Here is an 18,172-nt window from a genome sequence, read left to right on the forward strand (position 1 = left end):
TGCCCAGAACGCGACGGTCAGGTCAGGTCAGCTCGGGTCGGGTCAGGGTTTGTCGGATCCGACCACCCACATGGAGAAGTACTGGGAGCCGCCGCCGTACGCGTGGCCGAGGGCCACGTGGGCGCCGTCGACCTGGTGCTCGCCGGCCTGGCCGCGCACCTGCATGGCCGCCTCGCCGAAGCGCAACATGCCCGACGCGCCGATCGGGTTCGACGACAGCACCCCGCCCGACATGTTCACGGGCAGATCGCCGTCCATGGCGGTGACGCCGTCTTCGACCATGCGCCAGCCTTCACCGGGGCCGGCGAAACCTAGGTTCTCCAGCCACATCGGCTCGAACCAGCTGAACGGGACGTACATCTCGACGCAGTCGATCTCGCGGCGCGGGTCGGTGATGCCTGCCTGGCGGTAGACGTCGCGGGCGCACTCGGATCCGGCGCGCGGCAGCACGGGGTCGCGGTCGGCCGACATGGTCGGCTCGCTGCGCATGGCGGTGCCGTGGACCCACGCTGGCGGTCGCGGCGCCTTGGCTGCCGCCGACTCCGACGCCAGCACCAGCGCGCAGGCGCCGTCGGACGACGGGCACGTCTCGGAGTAGCGGACCGGGTCCCACAACATGACCGAGTCCTTGATCTTGTCGAACGAGACGTCCTCTTCGTGGAGGTGCGCGTACGGGTTCTTCAGCGCGTTCGTGCGGTCCTTGAGCGCCACCAAGATCCCGGTGGTGTCGGGCGCGCCCGAGCGCCGCATGTACGAGCGGATGTGCGGCGCGAAGTAGCCGCCGGCGCCGGCGTGAAGAGGTGGTGTGAACGGGATCGGGATCGACAAGGCCCACATGGCCTCCGACTCCGACTGCTTCTCGAAGCACACCGTCAACACCCGCTCGTGGATGCCCGCCTGCACCAAGCTCGCTGCGACGATGGCCGTCGACCCACCCACCGAGCCAGCGGTGTGGACCCGCAACATCGGCTTGCCGGTGCAGCCGAGCGCTTCGGCGAGGAAGAGCTCCGGCATCATCACGCCCTCGAAGAAGTCCGGCGCCTTGCCGATCACGACGGCGTCGATGTCGGCCCAGGTGAGCTCGGCGTCGGCCAGCGCCCGCTTGGCGGCCTCTCGCACGAGTCCCGTGACCGACACATCGCCGCGCACCGAGGTGTGATTGGTCTGGCCGATGCCGATGACCCCGACCCGTTCCTTCGCCATCAGCTCTCTCCCTCGAGCACGCAGACCAAGTTCTGTTGCAGCGCCGGGCCTTGCGTGGCGTGGGCCACGGCCCGGCCCGCCTCGCCGGCCATCACGCGGTTCGCCGCTTCGCCGATGCGGACCAGGCCCGCCGCCATCATCGGGTTGGCGCACAGCGCGCCACCCGACGGGTTCACCGTCACGCTGTCGGCCAAGCCGATCGCCTTGCGCAGCAACAGCTCCTGATGGGTGAACGGGGCGTGCAGCTCCGCGACGTCGACGCTGCCCGACGCGACGCCGGCCTTCTCCGCAGCCAGCCGCGCCGACGGCACGTCGGTGAGGTTGCGCCGCCCGATGGTCATCGGGTCGATGCGATGGTCGATCCCGCGGATCCACGCGGGGCGGTTGACGAGCTCGCGGGCCCGGTCGCCTGCGGCCAACACGACGGCGGCCGCGCCATCGGTGATCGGCGGGCAGTCGTGACGCCGCAGCGGAGCGATCAGGTACGGGTCGGCGAGCAACTCGTCGGCCGGACGGTCGAAGCGAAGCTGCGCGGCCGGGTTGTTGGCGAGCGCGTCACGGCGGCTGCGCGCGGCGACTTCGGCCATGTCGGCTTCGGTCGCGACCCCCGCGTCGAGCGCGGCGCGGGCCTGGAGCGCAGCGATCGAGACGGAGTCGGGCCACAACGGGCCTTCGGAGAACGGGTCGAGCTGACGGGTGAGCACCATCGGCAGGTCACCCGGCGACGACTTCGAGTAGCAGTACACGAACGCGGTGTCGATCTCGCCCATCTGGAGCTTGACCCACGCTTCGTACAGCGCCCACGCACCGTCCATCTCGACATGCGACTCGGCGATCGGCGGCCACGGCCCCACCCCGTCGAGGGTGGACACGAACGAGAACGCCACCCCGGCCAGGTAGTCGGTGGAGCCCGAACACGTGAAGCCGATGTCGCGGATGGTGAGGCCGACCTGGTCGAGTGCCGCCCGAGTGACCGGCATCAGCATCTCGACTTCGTTCGCGTTGGTGACCCGGCGCTGGTGCGGCTGCGACTGGGCGAAGGAGACGACGGCGACGTCGCGCATCAGTCCTCGACCCCTTCCCACCCGTGCTCGCCGGGTTGGTGCACGTCGACGTCGGGCTCGTCGATCGGCCGGTACCACTTGATGCTCTCGAGCGTGGGGGCGAGATCCTCGTCGTCGACCCAGACCGCCTCGACCCGCATCCCGATGCGAACGTCGGATGCCTTGGCCTCCTGGATGAGCCCCATGAGCGGGAGGTCGGCGCCGTCGAGCTGGATGTTGGCGCACACATACGGGATCTCCATCACCGACCCGTAGAACTGCACGTTGACCACACAGAACGACACGACCGTGCCTTTGTGGGCCAGCTCGACCTGCTCGGTGGTCGGCACGCCGTGGGACGGGCACGCTCCCCGCGGCGGCACGTACACCTTCTTGCAGATCGGGCAGCGCTCACCGAGGATCCGCTTGTTCGCGATGCCCTGCAGGAACCGCGACGACGCGGCGCCGGCGGTGAACTGGTAGTCGAGCCGCGCCGGCGTGCGGACCGAACGCACCGGCTCGAGGCCCTGCAGGCGCTCCGGAAGCTGTACCTCGGCCATCAGCCCTCCTCCGGCACGAAAGCCACGATGTCGGTGATCTCGCCCTCGCGGTCGTCGCGCCACTGCGGCACGACCCGCATACCGGTCGACATGGCGTCGGCCGACCCCGCGTCGACGGCGTGCAGCAACCCGGTGGCCGCGCCGTCGAGCTGGATCAGCGCCCAGGCGAAGGGGCGGTCGAGCGGGTGCTTGTCGTGCGGGTCGCCGACCCAGGCCCACGTCGTCACCACGCCGGCCGGACCCACCTCGACCATTTCACTGAGGTCGTTGCCGCTCACCGGGTCGAACTCGATCGGCGGGACCACGACCTCGCCGGCCTCGGTGCGGCTCCCGACCAGGATGCCTTCGCGCAACCCGGTCATGAACGCGCCGATCACCGGCCCGGTGGTGCGCGTAAACGGGTACTCGATGACCGATGGGGCCGACATGACCCCCTGGTCGCTCACTTCGATCTCTGTCGCCACGTCCGCCGAAACTAGAACAGATTCTAGTTCGCTGCCGACTTTCGGCGAGTTGTGGGTCGCGTGACCCCCACAACTCGCCGAAGTTCGGCGCCGCCGTGGCCGATGGCGCACCGGCATTTCGCTACGCGCGCGTTGCGTTTCCCCACGGCGCTCCTTAGCGTGCCGAGGTTCGCCTCACCGCCCGACGGAGCACCGCCATGATCGAACAACCCGGGGGCCACGCGTACGAACGCCGCTGGCTCATCTTGGGCGTGCTCTGCCTCAGCCTGGTGATGATCGTGATGGGCAACGTCGGCCTCAACATCGCGCTCCCCGACCTGGGCGACACGCTGCACTCCTCGTTCACGGCGCAGCAGTGGATGGTCGACGCGTACTCCTTGCTGTTCGCGGGCCTCCTGCTCCCAGCCGGCGCGCTGGGCGATCGCTTCGGTCGCAAGGGCGCGCTCCAAGGTGGCCTCGTGGTGTTCGGCCTCGCCTCGCTGTTCGCCAGCCAGGCCACCCACAGCTGGCAGGTGATCGCCGCCCGCGGGGTGATGGGTGTGGCTGCGGCGTTCGTCATGCCGGGCACGCTGTCGATCCTCGCGTCGGTGTTCCCTCCCCGCGAGCGACCCAAGGCCATCGCGATCTGGGCCGGCGTAGCCGGCGCCAGCGTCGCCGCGGGGCTGCTCATGTCGGGCTACTTGATGGAGCACTTCTGGTGGGGCTCGGTGTTCTTGTTGAACGTGCCGATCGTGGCCATCGCCCTGGCTGCCGGCATGGTGCTGTTGCCGACCTCGCGCGACACCAGCCAGGCGCCGCTCGACCGCATCGGAGCACTGCTGTCGATCGCGGCGCTCACGTCGCTGCTGTTCGGCCTGATCCAAGGTCCCGCCTGGGGCTGGGGCGACCCGCAGATCCTCGGCTCGATCGCGCTGGCGGTCGTGCTCGGCGGCGTGTTCATCACCTGGGAGCGACGCGCCCCCGACCCGATGCTCGACCTCGCCTTCTTCCACGACGAACGGTTCAGCCTCGGCTGCATCTCGATCTCGGGATCGTTCCTCAGCCTGTTCGGGTCATACTTCTTGTTGACCCAGTACCTCCAGCTCGTGCTCGGCATGTCGCCGTTGCGTGCGGGTCTGTACTCGTTGCCGTCGGGGATCACCCAGATGATCTCCGCGCCCCGCAGCGCGGCGCTGGTGGAGCGTTACGGCTACCGCAAAGTCCTCACGTCGGGCCTGGTCCTGATCGGCGGCGGCATGATCGCGCTGGCGTACCTGGGCCGCACGGGGCCGTCGTGGCTGGTCCTGGTGGGGCTGGGGGTGATCGGCACCGGGATGGGCTTCGCCACCGCGCCGGCAACCGGCGCCATCATCGCTTCGCTGCCGTTGAACAAGGCCGGCGTCGGGTCTGCGGTCAACGACACCACCCGTGAGCTCGGCGGCGCGCTCGGCATCGCCGTGCTCGGCAGCCTGCTCGCATCGAAGTACCGCGCCGCCATGGGGCCGACGGTCCACCACCTCTCGGCAGCCGACGGCTCCACGGTGCTGCACGGGATCGGACCTGCCCTCGGTGTGGCCGGCCGCCACGGCACGGCGGGCGCGGCGATCGCCGATGCCGCCCGCTCGGCGTTCGCGAGCGGCATCCTCGTGGCGATGTGGGTCGGCGCCGCGCTCACGTTGCTCGGTGCGGTGATCGTGTGGTGGCGGATGCCGGCCGAGTTGCGCCCTGGCGCCCGCCACGTGCCCGACCCCGCTGCGGCGGGCCGCACCTCCTCTGCTCCGGCCGAGGCGGCGGTGCCGTCGTGACCACCACCGTCGACGACCCACGCGTTTGTCGATCGAAGGCCGCCATCGTCGATGCAACAGTCGAGCTCCTCACCGAGTCGGGCATCGACGCCGTGACCATCGAGGCGATCGCCGCCCGCTCCGGGGTGGCCAAGACCACGATCTATCGCCATTGGCCCGACCGCTCAGCGCTGGTGCGCGACATCGTCCCGGTGCTCGCCAGCTGCGAGCCGATCCCCGATTCGGGCGACCTCCGGACCGACCTCATCACTTCGATGGTGAGCCTCAACCGACGCCTCCACCAGGGCCGCTACGGCAAGGCACTTCCGGCGTTGATCGCTCGCGCCGAACACGATCCCGAGGTGGCGGCCGCGCTCGACGCGCACATCGCGGAGCGCCGCTCGATGCTCGCCGCGCGGCTGCGTGCGGCCCGCGCCGGCGGCGACCTCGCCGATGGCGTCGATGCGGACCACGTGCAGACGTCGCTCGTCGGCGCGGTCTTCTACCGGCGCCTGCTGCTCCGCAAGCCGCTCCGACGGGCCGAGATCGAACGCCTCGTCCGGCTCGCGCTGACGAGCCCCGCTGCCGGCTGAACCTGCCTGCCGGCCATGCCAGCCGCGGCTGCCGGCCTACTCCGGCTGCCCGCCGGCCGCGGGCGGGTGGCGTCGACCTCGATCCGCCTGCCGCGGGATCGATGCCGCGCGACCGATCGCGTAGCGTGGAGCCGTGCGTCCCGGTCGGATCCCGTCGTTCTTCGTGGGGCTCGCGTCCGCGGTGTTGGTGCTGGTCGGCGTCATCACGATCGCCAACGACGGCAGAGCCGCCACGCTCGACGTGGCGCAGGCCGTCACCACGCAGTCCTCGACCGTCGACGGCACGCTCGAGGTCCCCGTCGACCCCGGGTCGTGGGCGGCCGACGCGGTCGTACCTGCGGTCGAGCTGTACAGCTCACCGGGCCAGACATCGGGCCGTTCGATGTCCGAGACGCCCGAGGGCGGGGCGTTGGTGTTCCTCGTCGTCGGGCGTCAACCTGGGTGGGTCCACGTGCAAGTGCCCGCACGGCCCAACGAAGCCACGGCCTGGGTCCGGTCGTCCGACGTGCGGCTGCGCCACCTCACGCAACGGATCGTCGTGAACCTCACCGCGCACACAGTCACGCTCTTCGACCACGGCCAGCCGGTGCTCTCGTCGCTCGCGGTGGTCGGCAAGCCCGCGTCCCCAACCCCGACGGGCCACTTCTACGTCACGTCGACCATCCGGCTGTCGTACGACACCGGCCCCTACGGCGCCGGCGCGTTCGGCCTGGCGGCGTTCTCCAACGTGTATGAGACCTTCGGCGGCGGACCCGGCCAGATCGGGATCCACGGCACCAACGAGCCCGGCCTGATCGGCCAGTCGGTGAGCCACGGTTGCGTCCGCGTCCCGAACGCCTTTTGGACCGAGCTCGCCGGCCGCGTCGCGCCCGGCACGCCCGTCGTGATCCACACCTGACAAGCTCAGACCCTGCACCCACGAGCGAGCGGAGGCACCGTGCCGATCACATTCGAGCTCACCCGAGAGCTGCCGGCCCACGCCGAGGTGACCGTCGAAGGCGTCGCCGCCAACGCGGAGCTGCCCGAGGCGGTTGCCGAGTACGCCAAGACGGTCGACTTCGACGGCAAGGTCGGTCAGATCCTGTGGCTGCCGGGCCGCCTGCTCGTCGGGCTCGGCGAGGTCGCCGAAGGCGGAGTGCCCAACAGCGAGAACCTCCGCCGCGCCGCAACGGCCGCCGGCCGTGCCCTCAAGCGCAACCACTTCGTGGCCACCAACCTGCCACCGAGCCAAGCGGTGGCCGAAGGCTTCGTGCTCGGCGCGTACTCGTTTGACAAGTACAAGCGCGACGCCAAGGCCTCCGAGCTCGAGCGGGTGATCGTGGTCGGCACCGGCGGGGCGCGCGCCAAGGCCGCGCTCGACCGCGGCGCGCGGATCGCCCAGGCCGTCTGCGCCGCGCGCGACCTGGTGAACGAGCCGGGCGGCACGCTCGTGCCGGCGGTGCTCGCCGAGTCGATCGCCGCGTTGGCCAGGTCGGGCGGTGCAGTCGCCACCATCCACGACGCCAAGTCGATCGAGCGGCTGGGCTACTCCGGCCTGCTCGCCGTGAACCGCGGGTCACAGCACGAGCCGCGGTTCGTGGAGCTCACGTACGAGCCCGAAGGCCGCAGCCGCGGCACCCTCGCCCTGGTCGGCAAAGGCATCACGTTCGATTCCGGGGGGCTGTCGCTGAAGCCCAACGCGTCGATGCTCACCATGAAGATGGACATGGCTGGCGCCGCCGCGGTGGCCGCGGCGGTCTCCGCCGCGCGTGACCTCGGGGTCAAGACCCGGGTGCGGGCCTTCCTCCCGCTCACCGACAACATGACGGGCGGCGACGCGCAGCGCCTCGGCGACGTCATCACGTACTCCGACGGCACCACGGTCGAAGTGCTCAACACCGATGCCGAAGGCCGGCTGATCCTCGCCGATGGGTTGCTGGCGGCCGCCGCCGAGTCGCCCCACGCGATCGTCGACGTCGCCACCCTCACCGGCGCGGCGATGGTGGCGCTCGGCCGCAAGGTCGCCGCGGTGCTGTCCAACCACGACGGCTTCGCCGAGCAGGTCCGGGCCGCGGGCGACGCGGTCGACGAGCGCCTGTGGCCGCTGCCCCTGCACCGCGAGTACCGCAAGGACCTCGACTCGAAGATCGCCGACTTGAAGAACGTCGGCGGTGCGTACGGCGGCACCATCGTGGCGGGCCTGTTCCTCGCGGAGTTCGTCGGCGACACGCCGTGGGCGCACCTCGACATCGCGGGCCCGGCGTTCGCCGAGAGCCAGGACCAGGACTTCCCCGCCGGCGGCACCGGCTTCGCGGTGCGCACGCTCATCGAGCTGATGGCGAAGTTCACCCACCCGCACTGAGCCTGGCGGAGGGCCAAGCAGCCCCGGGCGTGCCGGGCGACCGGTGTCCGACCTCCGTGGGCCCCGGCCGCTACTCGACGTGGTCGAGCATCAGATGGCAGGCGGTCTCGACATCGTCGGCCGCCGCGGCGATGTCGCCGCTCCCGTTGATCCAGATGATCAACGCCGAGTACCAGACGTGGGTGAGCACCATGATCACCTGGTCGGCAAATGCCTGGTCGAGATCGTCGGACATCGCCCGCGACAGCACTCGACCCATCGATTCGCCGACCTGGCGCTGGGGCACGGCGGTGGCCGGATCAGCCGACACGAGCGCGGTCACCACCGCTTCGGCCAGTCGGGGTTGGCGCTGCATCGCCCGGTGCGCTCGACGCAAGATGTCGGCGACCCGCTCCGCGGTCGTGGCCCCGGTCGGCGGCCGGCGCGAGATCTGCTGTTCGAGCACGTCGACCCACGACACCAGCGCGGCCGCGAGCAGATGGTCCTTCGAGGAGAAGTACCGGTAGATGGTGCCGAGCGCCACGCCCGCCTCGCGGCCAACGTCGCGCATCTGCACCGCGTCGTAGCCACCGTCGGCCGCCAGCGCGAGCGCGGCTTCGACGACCCGCTGGCGGCGGGCAGCCTGGCCCTGGGGCAGGTCCTCCGCGTCGAACATCGGGGCGAGGCTAACGACCCGCGCGGACGAGGTCGCGGAACGGGACGTCGCGGTCGGCGCGCACTTCGCCAGGTAGCCCCAGGCTCCGTTCGGCCACCGCGTTGCGCTGCATCTCGTCGGTGCCCCCGCCGATCGACAGCGACAGCGACATCAGCATCCGGCCTTGCCAGAACGTGTCGGCGTCCGGCCCTCGCCACAGCATCCCGCCCGGCCCCGCCAAGTCGGTGCCGATCTGGGCCATGGACTTCACGTGCTGCGTGTACACGAGCTTCATGATCGAGGCTTCCGGCCCGGGCGCTCGGCCCTGGCTCACCGCGGTCTGCATGCGGTAGCGGAGGAAGCGGAGGATGTGGTGGCGCACGAACGCCGCGGCCAGACGCTGGCGCATCACGGGCTCGCCGGTGCGGCCGAGCGCTCGCGCCCGGTCGACGAGCTGGAGGAACTCGTCGCCCTTGCTCGACCCGCCGATGGCGGCGCGCTCGTTCGACAAGGTGGTCACGGCGACGCGCCAGCCACCGTCGACGTCGCCCACGACGTTGGCTGCCGGGATGCGCACCTGGTCGAGGAAGACCTCGTTGAAGTGCGACAGCGTGTTCATCTGGACGAGCGGTCGCACCGTGATGCCGGGGCTGCGCATGTCGACCACGAAGAACGTGATGCCCTGGTGCTTGGGTTGGTCGGGATCCGTGCGGGCGAGGAGGATGCCCCAGTCGCTCTCGGCCGCGCTCGACGTCCACACCTTCTGGCCGGTCACCACGAACTCGTCACCGTCGCGCACGGCACGAGTGGTGATGCCGGCGAGGTCGGACCCCGCGGCCGGCTCACTGAACAACTGGCACCACAGCTCGTCGCCGCGCAGCATGGCCGGCAAGAACCGCCGTTGTTGCTCCGGGGTGCCGTGACGCATGAGCGTCGGTGCCACCATGCCGTGGGCCACGGCGAACACACCCACCGACACGCCGAACCCGGTCATCTCCTGGTTGAACACGGCCTGCTCGATGGCCGGACGACCCTGCCCGCCGAAGGCCACCGGCCACGCCAGACCCGCCCAACCGCCCTCGTGCAACGCGCGCTGCCAACGCTTGCAGTTCTCGGCGTGCTCGGCTTCGGTGAACTGGCCGTTCAGGTAGCCGTCGGAAAAGTCATCCGCGCTCCCCCTGGCCGGGGCGTTCGCTTCGAGCCAGGCCCGAGCCCGCGCCCGGAACTCGGCCTCCTCCGGCGTGTCCCCGAAATCCATCGGCCCGAGAGTAGAACACGTTCTCGTCCCAACCCCCGTCCTGCTGTGAGCACTTGGCCACCCACCAGGTGGCTAACTGCTCACAGCACGGGATTTCGGGGGGGACTTGGCGGCGGGGTCGGCCTCGAGGCGGCTTGTATGGACCCAATGGAGGAAGCGCTCGATCGCCTCGACCACCGGCAGGGACCGCAGCGACGGGAACATGTCGAAGGCGTGCTGCGCGCCGTGCAGCTCGGCATAGAGCACCGGTTGGCGGGACGCGGCGCGGACCGCGTCGACGAACGTGCGGGCGTCGGCCACGGGCGCCAAGGTGTCGCGGTCGCCGTGCACCACGAGCATCGGTGGTGCGTCGGCGTTGGCCTGGTCGATGGGTGAGGCGTCGCGGAACAAGTCGGGCTGCTCGTCGTGGAACGCCTTCATCACCCACGGCTCGAGGAACGTCGGCACCCAGTCGTCGTGCATCGACCGGTTGCGGTTGGTGAAGTCGTACACGCCGTAGATCGGGACCGCGCCCTGGACGCTGGTGTCGGCGTCCTCGAACCCGGGTTGGTACCGGGGGTCGTTCTGGGTGAGCGCCACCAGCGAGCTGAGGTGGCCGCCGGCGGAGTTCCCGGTCACGCACACGAAGTCGGGGTCGATCCCCCACTCCTCTGCGTGCTCGCGGGTCCACGCCAGCGCCCGTTTGCAGTCGACGAGGAAATCGGGCCAACCGGCCGCCGGGGCGAGGCGGTAGTCGGTGTCGACCCACACCCACCCGTTGGCGACGAGGTGGTTCCGCAGCGGGATGCTCTGCATCTGGCGGAACCCGAGGACCCAGGCGCCCCCGTGGATCTGCAGGATCGTCGGGCGACGATCACCCGGCTTCATGTCGACCGGGTGGAAGACGTCGAGCGTGAGGCGCCGCCCGCCGGCCCGAGCGAACACGATGTTGCGCTTCGACGCCACGCCCTTGGCCCGATGGACGAACGGCATGAGGAGGGCACCCCGCGACAAGCGCGACCCGGCCTCGGCGCCGATCGTGTCGACCAGCGCGGCCCGCATGGTCGACGCGCTCCGCTGGGCCTGCGCCACCATGGCGAGCAGGCCCACCCACGACAGCGCGCACAGCACCAGCCCGACCCACCCCGGCGCCGAGCCCAGCGCGCCGAACACGCACAACACTGCAGCGATCGCCGCTTGGCCCAGCAACAGTTGGGGCGCGAGCTCGATCGTGAGCCACGAGGCGAAGAAGCTCGGCGCGACCAGCCACCGGTTGCGGCTGGGGTACCGGGCGTTCACCGTGAAGAGCGCGCTCACGCTGCCGAGCGCCAGCAGAACCCATCCCATGCGGGGAGTCTTGCCGCACACGCTCCCACCGGCCAGATCGTGGAGGATCGAAGGTGCGGCACGGCGAACCGGGTGGAAAACTCGCGTCCCTCGACCATTCCCCGACAGGGAGGGCCCCATGAAGCGGCTTTCTGGCCTCGACGCCTCGTTTCTGTACTTGGAAACGCCCTCCCATCACATGCACGTGTGCATGACGATGGTGCTCGACCCGTCGACCATGCCCGGCGGGTACTCCTTCGAGCGGCTCCGCGACTTCATCGAGTCCAAGCAAGACCTCCCGCTGTTCCGTCGCCGCATCGCCGAGGTGCCGTTCCGCCTCGCGCACCCGGTGTGGGTCGACGACCCGACTTTCGACCTCGACTACCACTTGCGACGCATCGGCGCGCCCTCGCCCGGCGGTCGCCGCGAGCTCGGCGCGCTGGCGGCTCAGATCGCCGGCACCCCGCTCGACCGCAGCCGGCCGCTGTGGGAGATGTGGGTGATCGAGAACCTCAGGCACGGCCGGATCGGCGTGGTCACCAAGGTGCATCACGCCGCGGTCGACGGCGTGTCGGGCGCCGACATCATGATGAACCTGTTCGACCTGACCCCCGACGGCGGGGGTCGGGGTGCGGCGGCCGACCTCGCGGCGCTCACTGGCGAGCCGGTGCCCGAGCAGCAGTTCGACCCGCGCGACGACCACATCCCCACCGACCTCGAGCTGGTGCAGCACGCGGTCCGCTCCCGCGTTCGCAAGGCCACCGGCCTGCTGCCCCTGCTGCGCACCACCGTCGAGTCGGTGAACAACGTGATCCAGGGCCGCCGCGACCCGACCAAGGGCGTGGGGGCCGTGCCGCTGACCGCGCCGCGCTGCCCGTGGAACGAGTCGGTCACCGCGCACCGCTCGGTGGGTCTCGCGCGCGTCTCGCTCGACGACATCAAGGAAGTGAAGACCGCGTTCGACGTGAAGGTGAACGACGTTGTGCTCGCGCTGTGCGCCGGCATGTTGCGCCGCTACCTCGACCACCATGGCGGCGTCCCCGATACACCGCTGCTCGTCACGTGCCCGATCTCGGTCCACGACGGCACCGAGCGCGAGTCGATCAACCAGGTGTCGGCGATGTTCGTGTCGCTCGCCACCGACATCGCCGATCCCGGCGAGCGCCTGCTGGCGATCGCCGAGTCCACCAAGGGAGCCAAAGAGGAGCACAAGGCGATCGGAGCGGAGACCTTGATGGGCTGGGCCGAGTACGCGCCGCCCAACGTCTTCAACCTGGCGGCCCGCCTCTACTCGGGTTGGTCGCTCGCGGGCCGCCACCGGCCTGTGCACAACGCGGTCGTGTCCAACGTGCCCGGCCCGCCGTTCCCGATGTACTTCGCGGGGGCCGAGATGCTCGCCACGTACCCGCTGGGCCCCGTGATGGAGGGCTGTGGCCTCAACATCACGGTGTTCAGCTACCAGGACAACGTCGACATCGGGCTCGTGGTGTGCCGCGAGCTGGTGCCCGACGTGTGGGACATGGCCGCTGGCGCCGGACCCGCCATGGCCGAGTTGCTCGCCGCCGCCCGGACCCGCAGCGGCGCGTCGAACGGCAAGGCCGCGACGGCGGCGGCCGGGCAGGCCGCGCCCGCCGCCACCGGATCGTCGGCCAAGCCCGCGCCCACCAAGCGGGCGGGCACCAAGCGGGCGGGCACCAAGGCCACCACGGCCAGACGGGCGACGAAGGCGTCGACCGCCACGCCCGCCACACGCAAGCGGGCCGCGGCCACCCGCGCCGCCAAGCCCAAGTCGTAGACCGGGCCCTCACCCGCGCCGGGCCTCGGCCCGCCAGACCCGTCGCCCTGCTGGGTCCAACGCCGGGACACGCGCGCTAGAACGTGTTTCATGGCCTTCAACATCGCCGACCTGTTCGAGCACGCGGTCGACGTCGTCCCTGACCGGCTGGCGCTCGTGGCCGGGCCACGGCGGCCGACGTACGCCGAGCTCGACGAGCGGGCCACCCGCTTCGCCCACCATCTCGCCGGCCAGGGCATCGGCGTCGGCGACCACGTCGGGATCTACGGCCTGAACTCCGAAGCGTGGGTGGTGGCGATGCTGGCCGCCTTCAAGATCCGTGCGGTGCCGATCAACGTCAACTTCCGCTACGTCGCCGACGAGTTGCGCTACCTGTTCGACAACGCCGACCTCGTCGGCCTGGTGTTCGACGCCACCTTCGCACCCCGCGTCGCCGAGGTGGCGCCCGAGCTGCCGGCCCTGCGCACGTTCGTGGTGATCGACGACGGGTCCGGCACCGACGCCTCGGCGCTCGGCGCGGTGCCGTTCGAGGACGCTGTGGCCGCGGGAAGCGCCGACCGCGACTTCGGCCCGCGCTCCCCCGACGACTTGTACGTGCTGTACACGGGCGGCACGACCGGCATGCCCAAAGGCGTGCTGTGGCGCCAAGAAGACGTGTACTACGCCCTCGGCGGCGGCGTCGACGCGTACACCGGCCACCACGTGACCGACGAGTTCGAGCCGGCAGAGAAGGCGAGGACCTCCGAGTCGCCGATGATCTCGTTCTGCACGCCGCCGCTCATGCACGGGGCCGCGCAGTGGGGCACGCTGCGGATGTTCTTCGAAGGCAACACGGTGGTGTTCATCCCGAAGTTCTCGGCCGAGGCGGCCTGGCAACTCGTCGACGACGAGAAGGTCCAGACGATGTTCATCACCGGCGACGCCATGGCCCGCCCGCTCATCGAGGCACTCGACGCCGAACCTGACCGCTGGGACTTGTCGTCACTGTTCGTGCTGTCGAGCTCGGCCGTGAGCTTCTCGCCGGTGCTCAAGCAGCGGTTCCTCGACCGCTTCCCCGGGCTGATCCTCGTGGACGCGATCGGTTCGACCGAGACCGGCCACAACGGGCAGGCGATCATCCCCTCGGGCGCCGAGCGCAAAGAAGGCATCGGCGTGAGCGTCGAAGGGCTCGAAGGCAGCTTCGTGCTCGGCGAGGACCTCAGCCCGCTCCCGGCCGGGTCGCCCGAAGTCGGCAGGCTCGCCCGCGCCGGCAACATCCCGCTCGGCTACCACAAGGACCCCGAGCGGACGGCCCGCACGTTCGTGACCGGCCCCGACGGCACCCGCTACGCCATGCCCGGCGACTGGGCCCGCCACGAAGCCGACGGCACGATCACGTTGCTGGGCCGTGGCTCGGCATCGATCAACTCCGGCGGCGAGAAGATCTACCCCGAAGAAGTCGAAGGCGCGCTGAAGGACCACCCGGCGATCGCCGACGCGATCGTGGTCGGCGTGACCGACGAGCGCTGGGGCCAAGCGGTGTGCGCGCTGCTCCAGCTGGTCGACGGGCAAGCCGCGCCCACGCTCGACGCGGTGCAGGAGCACTGCCGGGCGCGCATCGCCCGCTACAAAGTGCCGCGCAAGCTCGTGATCGTCGACACGGTCGTCCGCTCGCCGAGCGGCAAACCCGACTACCCCTGGGCCACCAAGATCGCGGAGGGTGTCTGATGCAGAACCGCATGGTCGACATGTTCGGGTTGGAATTGAGCTGTCTCGACCTGCCACCGATCCGCGACGACGAGTGGGTGCATGCCCAGTTCGGGCACGACTGATGGGCGCCGCCGGACCGTCTGACCTGCGCGCCCGGTACTGCGAGGTGCGCACCCTCACCGAGACCCTCGCCACGCCCCTGTCGCCCGAGGACCAAGTGGTGCAGTCGATGCCCGACGTCAGTCCCACCAAGTGGCATCGGGCGCACACCACCTGGTTCTTCGAGACCTTCCTCCTCGCCCCCCACCTGCCGGCTTTCCAGCCGCACGACCCGGCCTTCGCGTACTTGTTCAACTCGTACTACGAGGCCGTCGGCCAGCGACACGCCCGCGACCGCCGCGGGGTGATCTCCCGCCCCGGCATCGCCGAAGTTGCCGCTTACCGGGCCGCCACCGACGAGCAGATGCTCGACTTGTTGGACTCGCTCGACGACCACCCGGCCTCGACCCGCGACCGCATCGTGGAGCTGGTCACGCTCGGCCTCCACCATGAACAACAGCACCAAGAGCTGCTGCTCATGGACATCAAGCACGTGCTGTCGTGCAACCCCACGTTCCCTTCGTACCGCACCCGCCCTGGCCGTACGGGTGCCGCCACCTCCCCCGCCCGATCCGCTGCCGTACCGGCGTCGATCGGCTGGGTCGACTTCGACGGGGGCCTGGTCGAGATCGGCCACTGCGGCGACGGCTTCGCGTTCGACAACGAGGTGCCCCGCCATCGCGAGCATCTCGAACCGTTCCGGTTGGCGACCAACCCGGTCACGTGCGGCGACTGGTTGGCGTTCATCGACGACGGTGGCTACTCGCAGCCGGGCCTGTGGCTCTCCGAAGGCTGGGCGACCGTGCAACAGCAGGGATGGATCGCGCCCTTCTACTGGCAGGGCGGCGGCGACGGCGGTTGGCAGGTCTTCACGCTCGACGGTCTGCGGGCCGTCGACCCGGCCGAGCCGGTCGTGCACGTCAGCTACTTCGAGGCCGACGCGTTCGCCCACTGGGCCGGCGCCCGGCTCCCCACCGAAGCCGAGTGGGAGCACGCCGCCGCGTCGGACGCGCCACCACCGGTCTTCAACGACCTTTCCGCCGGCCACCTCCACCCCGTCGCTGGCACCGGGGCCGACGGTCCGCAACCACGCCTGCGCCAGCTGTATGGCGACGTGTGGGAATGGACGTCGAGCTCGTACGCGCCGTACCCCGGCTTCCGGGTCGCGCCCGGCGCGGTCGGTGAGTACAACGGCAAGTTCATGTGCAACCAGCAAGTGCTGCGGGGTGGTTGCGCGATCACACCGGCCGGCCACGTCCGGCCTACGTACCGCAACTTCTTCCCGCCCGCTGCCCGCTGGGCGTTCGCCGGGCTCCGCCTGGCCGCCGACGCCTGACCCGCACCCACCCGCCGGTCGTCCCTGCGCGCCCGCCCTTCCCAAGGACCCTGCTGTGCCCGCATCCCACGCCATGTCCGCCTCCGCCACCGTGCCCATCGAGGTGCACCTCACTGACGACGACCTCCACGAGACGCTGCGCGAGGAGGTCGCCGCCGGCCTCACCGCCGACCCGAAGTGGCTGTCGCCGAAGTGGTTCTACGACGACCGCGGCAGCGAGCTCTTCGACGAGATCACCCGTCTCCCCGAGTACTACCCGACCGAGGCCGAACGCCGGATCCTCGCCCGCCACGCTGCCGAGATCGCCGCCGCGACCGGCGCAGAAGTGCTGGTCGAGCTGGGATCGGGCACGTCGGACAAGACCCGCCTGCTGCTCGACGCGCTCGTCGCCACCGGCGTCCACACGTTCGTGCCATTCGACGTCAGCGAGGGGATCCTGCGCTACGCAGCGGCGGTCCTCGACGACCGCTACCCCGATCTCGGTGTGGTGGGGGTGGTCGGCGACTTCGAGCGGCATCTCGACGAGCTGCCCACCCCCGGGTGCCGCACCGTCGCGCTGCTCGGCTCCACGATCGGCAACCTCGACCCCGAACAGCGGGCCTGCTTCCTGGCGACGATGGCCGAGGTGCTCGAGCCCGGCGAAGCGCTGCTGCTCGGCACCGACTTGATCAAGGATCGCCCGCGCCTGCTCGCCGCGTACGACGATCCCGGCGGCGTCACTGCGGCGTTCAACCGCAACGTGCTGGCGGTCCTCAACCGCGAGCTCGGCGCCGACTTCGAGTTGGCGTCGTTCGACCACGAGGCCCGCTGGAACGAACCACAGCACCGCATCGAGATGTGGCTCCGCTCGTCCGAGGCCCAGACCGTGCAAGTTGCCGATCTCGGCCTGAGCGTCGACTTCGCGAGAGGCGAAGGTGTGCGCACCGAGCTGTCGACCAAGTTCGACCGCGACCTCGTCACCGCCGACGTGTGCGCCGCAGGGTTCCGCGCCGCCGGGTGGTGGACCGATGACCCGGGCGACTTCGCCGTGTCGCTCTGGCGACGCTGACCCGCTCAGCGGTGGGCGCAGCACCAACCACGGTCACGTTTGTCGCCGGTGCCGGCTTCGAGCGCGGCATCGACCAGGGCTCGGGCCGCGTCGGTGGCGCGCCCGAAGCGCCCGAACAGACCGCCCGCTACAGCTGCCATGCCGATGGGCTACAAGGCGAGGCGTTGGTGCCGCAATGACCGGCGGTCAGCGGCCCTTGAACTCCGCGGGGCGCTTCTCCGCGAACGCGCGAGGGCCCTCCTTGGCGTCGTCGGTCGAGAACACCGGCCAACCGAGCTCGAGCTCGTGGGCCAACCCGTCGGCCTCGGACAGATCCTTCGTCTCGCGCATCGACTGGAGCACGGTCCGCACCGCGATCGGCCCGTTGGCGGCGATCAGCTCGGCGAGCTCGAGCGCCTTGTCGAGCGCCTGGCCGTCGGGCACCACATGGCCGATCAGGCCGATCTCCTTGGCTTCTCGCGCGCTGATCATCCGCCCGGTCAGCAACAAGTCGGCAGCCATCGTGAACGGGATCTGACGCTGCAGCCGCACGGTCGAACCGCCGAGCGGGAACAGGCCGCGACGCACTTCGGCGATGGCGAACTCGGCGCGCTCGCCCGCCACCCGCAGCTCCATCGCCTGCAAGATCTCGGTTCCGCCGGCCACGCAGTAGCCCTCGACGGCGGCGATGAGCGGCTTGCTCGGCCGGAAGTGGCGCAGCAACGCCTTCCAGTGCAGATCGGGGTCCTCGCCCATGCGTCGGCTGGTCTCGTCGTCCATGCCCCCGGCGAGGGTCTTGAGGTCCATCCCCGAGCAGAAGTTGCCGCCCGCCCCGGTGACGATGCCGACGCGCAGGTCCGGGTCCTCATCGAGCTCCTTCCACGCGTCGTAAGCACGCACGAGCATGTCGGGGCTGAACGCGTTGCGGGCCTCAGGCCGGTTCAGCGTGACGATCAGGACATGGCCCTGGCGTTCGACCAGGAGGTCGGGAGTGTCGCTCATCACCCGGAGAATAGAACGCGTTACAGTCTGAGGGGAACCGGAGAGTTCGCCAGGGGGAGG

At 70.4% G+C, this 18,172-nt stretch carries 17 protein-coding genes; 9 read left to right on the plus strand and 8 right to left on the minus strand.

What is annotated here, in order from left to right; all coding sequences use genetic code 11:
- Positions 1–42: 42 nt before the first annotated feature.
- Genes VHA73_06910 through VHA73_06925 form a run of 4 tightly spaced genes read right to left on the minus strand, consistent with a single transcriptional unit; the run spans position 43 to position 3,270 of the window.
- Complete coding sequence (locus tag VHA73_06910; GenBank protein HVX17745.1) at positions 43–1,203, minus strand: thiolase domain-containing protein; 1,161 nt, start codon at positions 1,201–1,203, stop codon at positions 43–45.
- On the minus strand, positions 1,203–2,267 hold the full coding sequence (locus VHA73_06915) for a thiolase domain-containing protein (GenBank protein ID HVX17746.1): 1,065 nt from the start codon (positions 2,265–2,267) through the stop codon (positions 1,203–1,205). The genes VHA73_06910 and VHA73_06915 overlap by 1 nt, the downstream gene beginning before the upstream one ends.
- On the minus strand, positions 2,267–2,806 hold the full coding sequence (locus VHA73_06920; protein ID HVX17747.1) for a Zn-ribbon domain-containing OB-fold protein: 540 nt from the start codon (positions 2,804–2,806) through the stop codon (positions 2,267–2,269). The genes VHA73_06915 and VHA73_06920 overlap by 1 nt, the downstream gene beginning before the upstream one ends.
- Positions 2,806–3,270 carry an OB-fold domain-containing protein gene (locus tag VHA73_06925; GenBank protein ID HVX17748.1) on the minus strand — a complete coding sequence of 155 codons (465 nt, stop codon included), beginning with the start codon at positions 3,268–3,270 and terminating at the stop codon, positions 2,806–2,808. Before VHA73_06925 ends, VHA73_06920 begins: the two co-directional genes overlap by 1 nt.
- Positions 3,271–3,467: 197 nt before the next feature.
- On the opposite strand from VHA73_06925, the gene VHA73_06930 reads away from it, so the two are divergent.
- From VHA73_06930 to VHA73_06945, 4 genes are all read left to right on the plus strand, one after another.
- Positions 3,468–5,054 (plus strand): MFS transporter, encoded by a 1,587-nt coding sequence (locus VHA73_06930; GenBank protein HVX17749.1) that lies wholly within the window; start codon positions 3,468–3,470, stop codon positions 5,052–5,054.
- On the plus strand, positions 5,051–5,626 hold the full coding sequence (locus tag VHA73_06935) for a TetR/AcrR family transcriptional regulator (protein ID HVX17750.1): 576 nt from the start codon (positions 5,051–5,053) through the stop codon (positions 5,624–5,626). The genes VHA73_06930 and VHA73_06935 overlap by 4 nt, the downstream gene beginning before the upstream one ends.
- A gap of 133 nt (positions 5,627–5,759) precedes the next feature.
- Positions 5,760–6,524 (plus strand): L,D-transpeptidase family protein, encoded by a 765-nt coding sequence (locus tag VHA73_06940; GenBank protein HVX17751.1) that lies wholly within the window; start codon positions 5,760–5,762, stop codon positions 6,522–6,524.
- Positions 6,525–6,563: 39 nt separating this feature from the next.
- A complete protein-coding gene (locus VHA73_06945; protein HVX17752.1) occupies positions 6,564–7,967 on the plus strand; it encodes a leucyl aminopeptidase in 1,404 nt (467 codons plus the stop codon).
- Positions 7,968–8,037: 70 nt separating this feature from the next.
- Here the strand turns inward: VHA73_06945 and VHA73_06950 are convergent, their stop codons facing one another.
- The 3 genes from VHA73_06950 to VHA73_06960 all read right to left on the minus strand — a co-directional run bounded on the left by VHA73_06950 (position 8,038) and on the right by VHA73_06960 (position 11,185).
- On the minus strand, positions 8,038–8,622 hold the full coding sequence (locus tag VHA73_06950; GenBank protein ID HVX17753.1) for a TetR family transcriptional regulator: 585 nt from the start codon (positions 8,620–8,622) through the stop codon (positions 8,038–8,040).
- Positions 8,623–8,632: 10 nt separating this feature from the next.
- A complete protein-coding gene (locus tag VHA73_06955; GenBank protein ID HVX17754.1) occupies positions 8,633–9,859 on the minus strand; it encodes an acyl-CoA dehydrogenase family protein in 1,227 nt (408 codons plus the stop codon).
- Positions 9,860–9,931: 72 nt separating this feature from the next.
- Positions 9,932–11,185 carry an alpha/beta hydrolase gene (locus VHA73_06960; protein HVX17755.1) on the minus strand — a complete coding sequence of 418 codons (1,254 nt, stop codon included), beginning with the start codon at positions 11,183–11,185 and terminating at the stop codon, positions 9,932–9,934.
- A 118-nt stretch (positions 11,186–11,303) separates the two neighbouring features.
- On the opposite strand from VHA73_06960, the gene VHA73_06965 reads away from it, so the two are divergent.
- The 5 genes from VHA73_06965 to VHA73_06985 all read left to right on the plus strand — a co-directional run bounded on the left by VHA73_06965 (position 11,304) and on the right by VHA73_06985 (position 17,310).
- Positions 11,304–12,959: a wax ester/triacylglycerol synthase family O-acyltransferase gene (locus VHA73_06965; protein HVX17756.1), complete on the plus strand. Its 1,656-nt coding sequence runs from the start codon at positions 11,304–11,306 to the stop codon at positions 12,957–12,959.
- A 90-nt stretch (positions 12,960–13,049) separates the two neighbouring features.
- Positions 13,050–14,666 carry an acyl-CoA synthetase gene (locus tag VHA73_06970; protein HVX17757.1) on the plus strand — a complete coding sequence of 539 codons (1,617 nt, stop codon included), beginning with the start codon at positions 13,050–13,052 and terminating at the stop codon, positions 14,664–14,666.
- A 103-nt stretch (positions 14,667–14,769) separates the two neighbouring features.
- Positions 14,770–16,083 (plus strand): ergothioneine biosynthesis protein EgtB, encoded by a 1,314-nt coding sequence (gene egtB, locus VHA73_06975; protein ID HVX17758.1) that lies wholly within the window; start codon positions 14,770–14,772, stop codon positions 16,081–16,083.
- 55 nt (positions 16,084–16,138) lie between these two features.
- The gene (gene egtD / locus VHA73_06980; protein ID HVX17759.1) at positions 16,139–17,131 is read left to right on the plus strand and encodes an L-histidine N(alpha)-methyltransferase; all 993 of its coding nucleotides are present in this window, start codon (positions 16,139–16,141) and stop codon (positions 17,129–17,131) included.
- An 11-nt stretch (positions 17,132–17,142) separates the two neighbouring features.
- Positions 17,143–17,310, plus strand: coding sequence for a hypothetical protein (locus tag VHA73_06985; protein ID HVX17760.1), 168 nt, complete (start codon positions 17,143–17,145; stop codon positions 17,308–17,310).
- A gap of 7 nt (positions 17,311–17,317) precedes the next feature.
- Here the strand turns inward: VHA73_06985 and VHA73_06990 are convergent, their stop codons facing one another.
- Positions 17,318–18,112: a crotonase/enoyl-CoA hydratase family protein gene (locus VHA73_06990; protein ID HVX17761.1), complete on the minus strand. Its 795-nt coding sequence runs from the start codon at positions 18,110–18,112 to the stop codon at positions 17,318–17,320.
- Positions 18,113–18,172 lie beyond the last annotated feature (60 nt).

The organism is Acidimicrobiales bacterium, from assembly GCA_035547835.1.
Classification (GTDB): domain Bacteria; phylum Actinomycetota; class Acidimicrobiia; order Acidimicrobiales; family Iamiaceae; genus DASZTW01.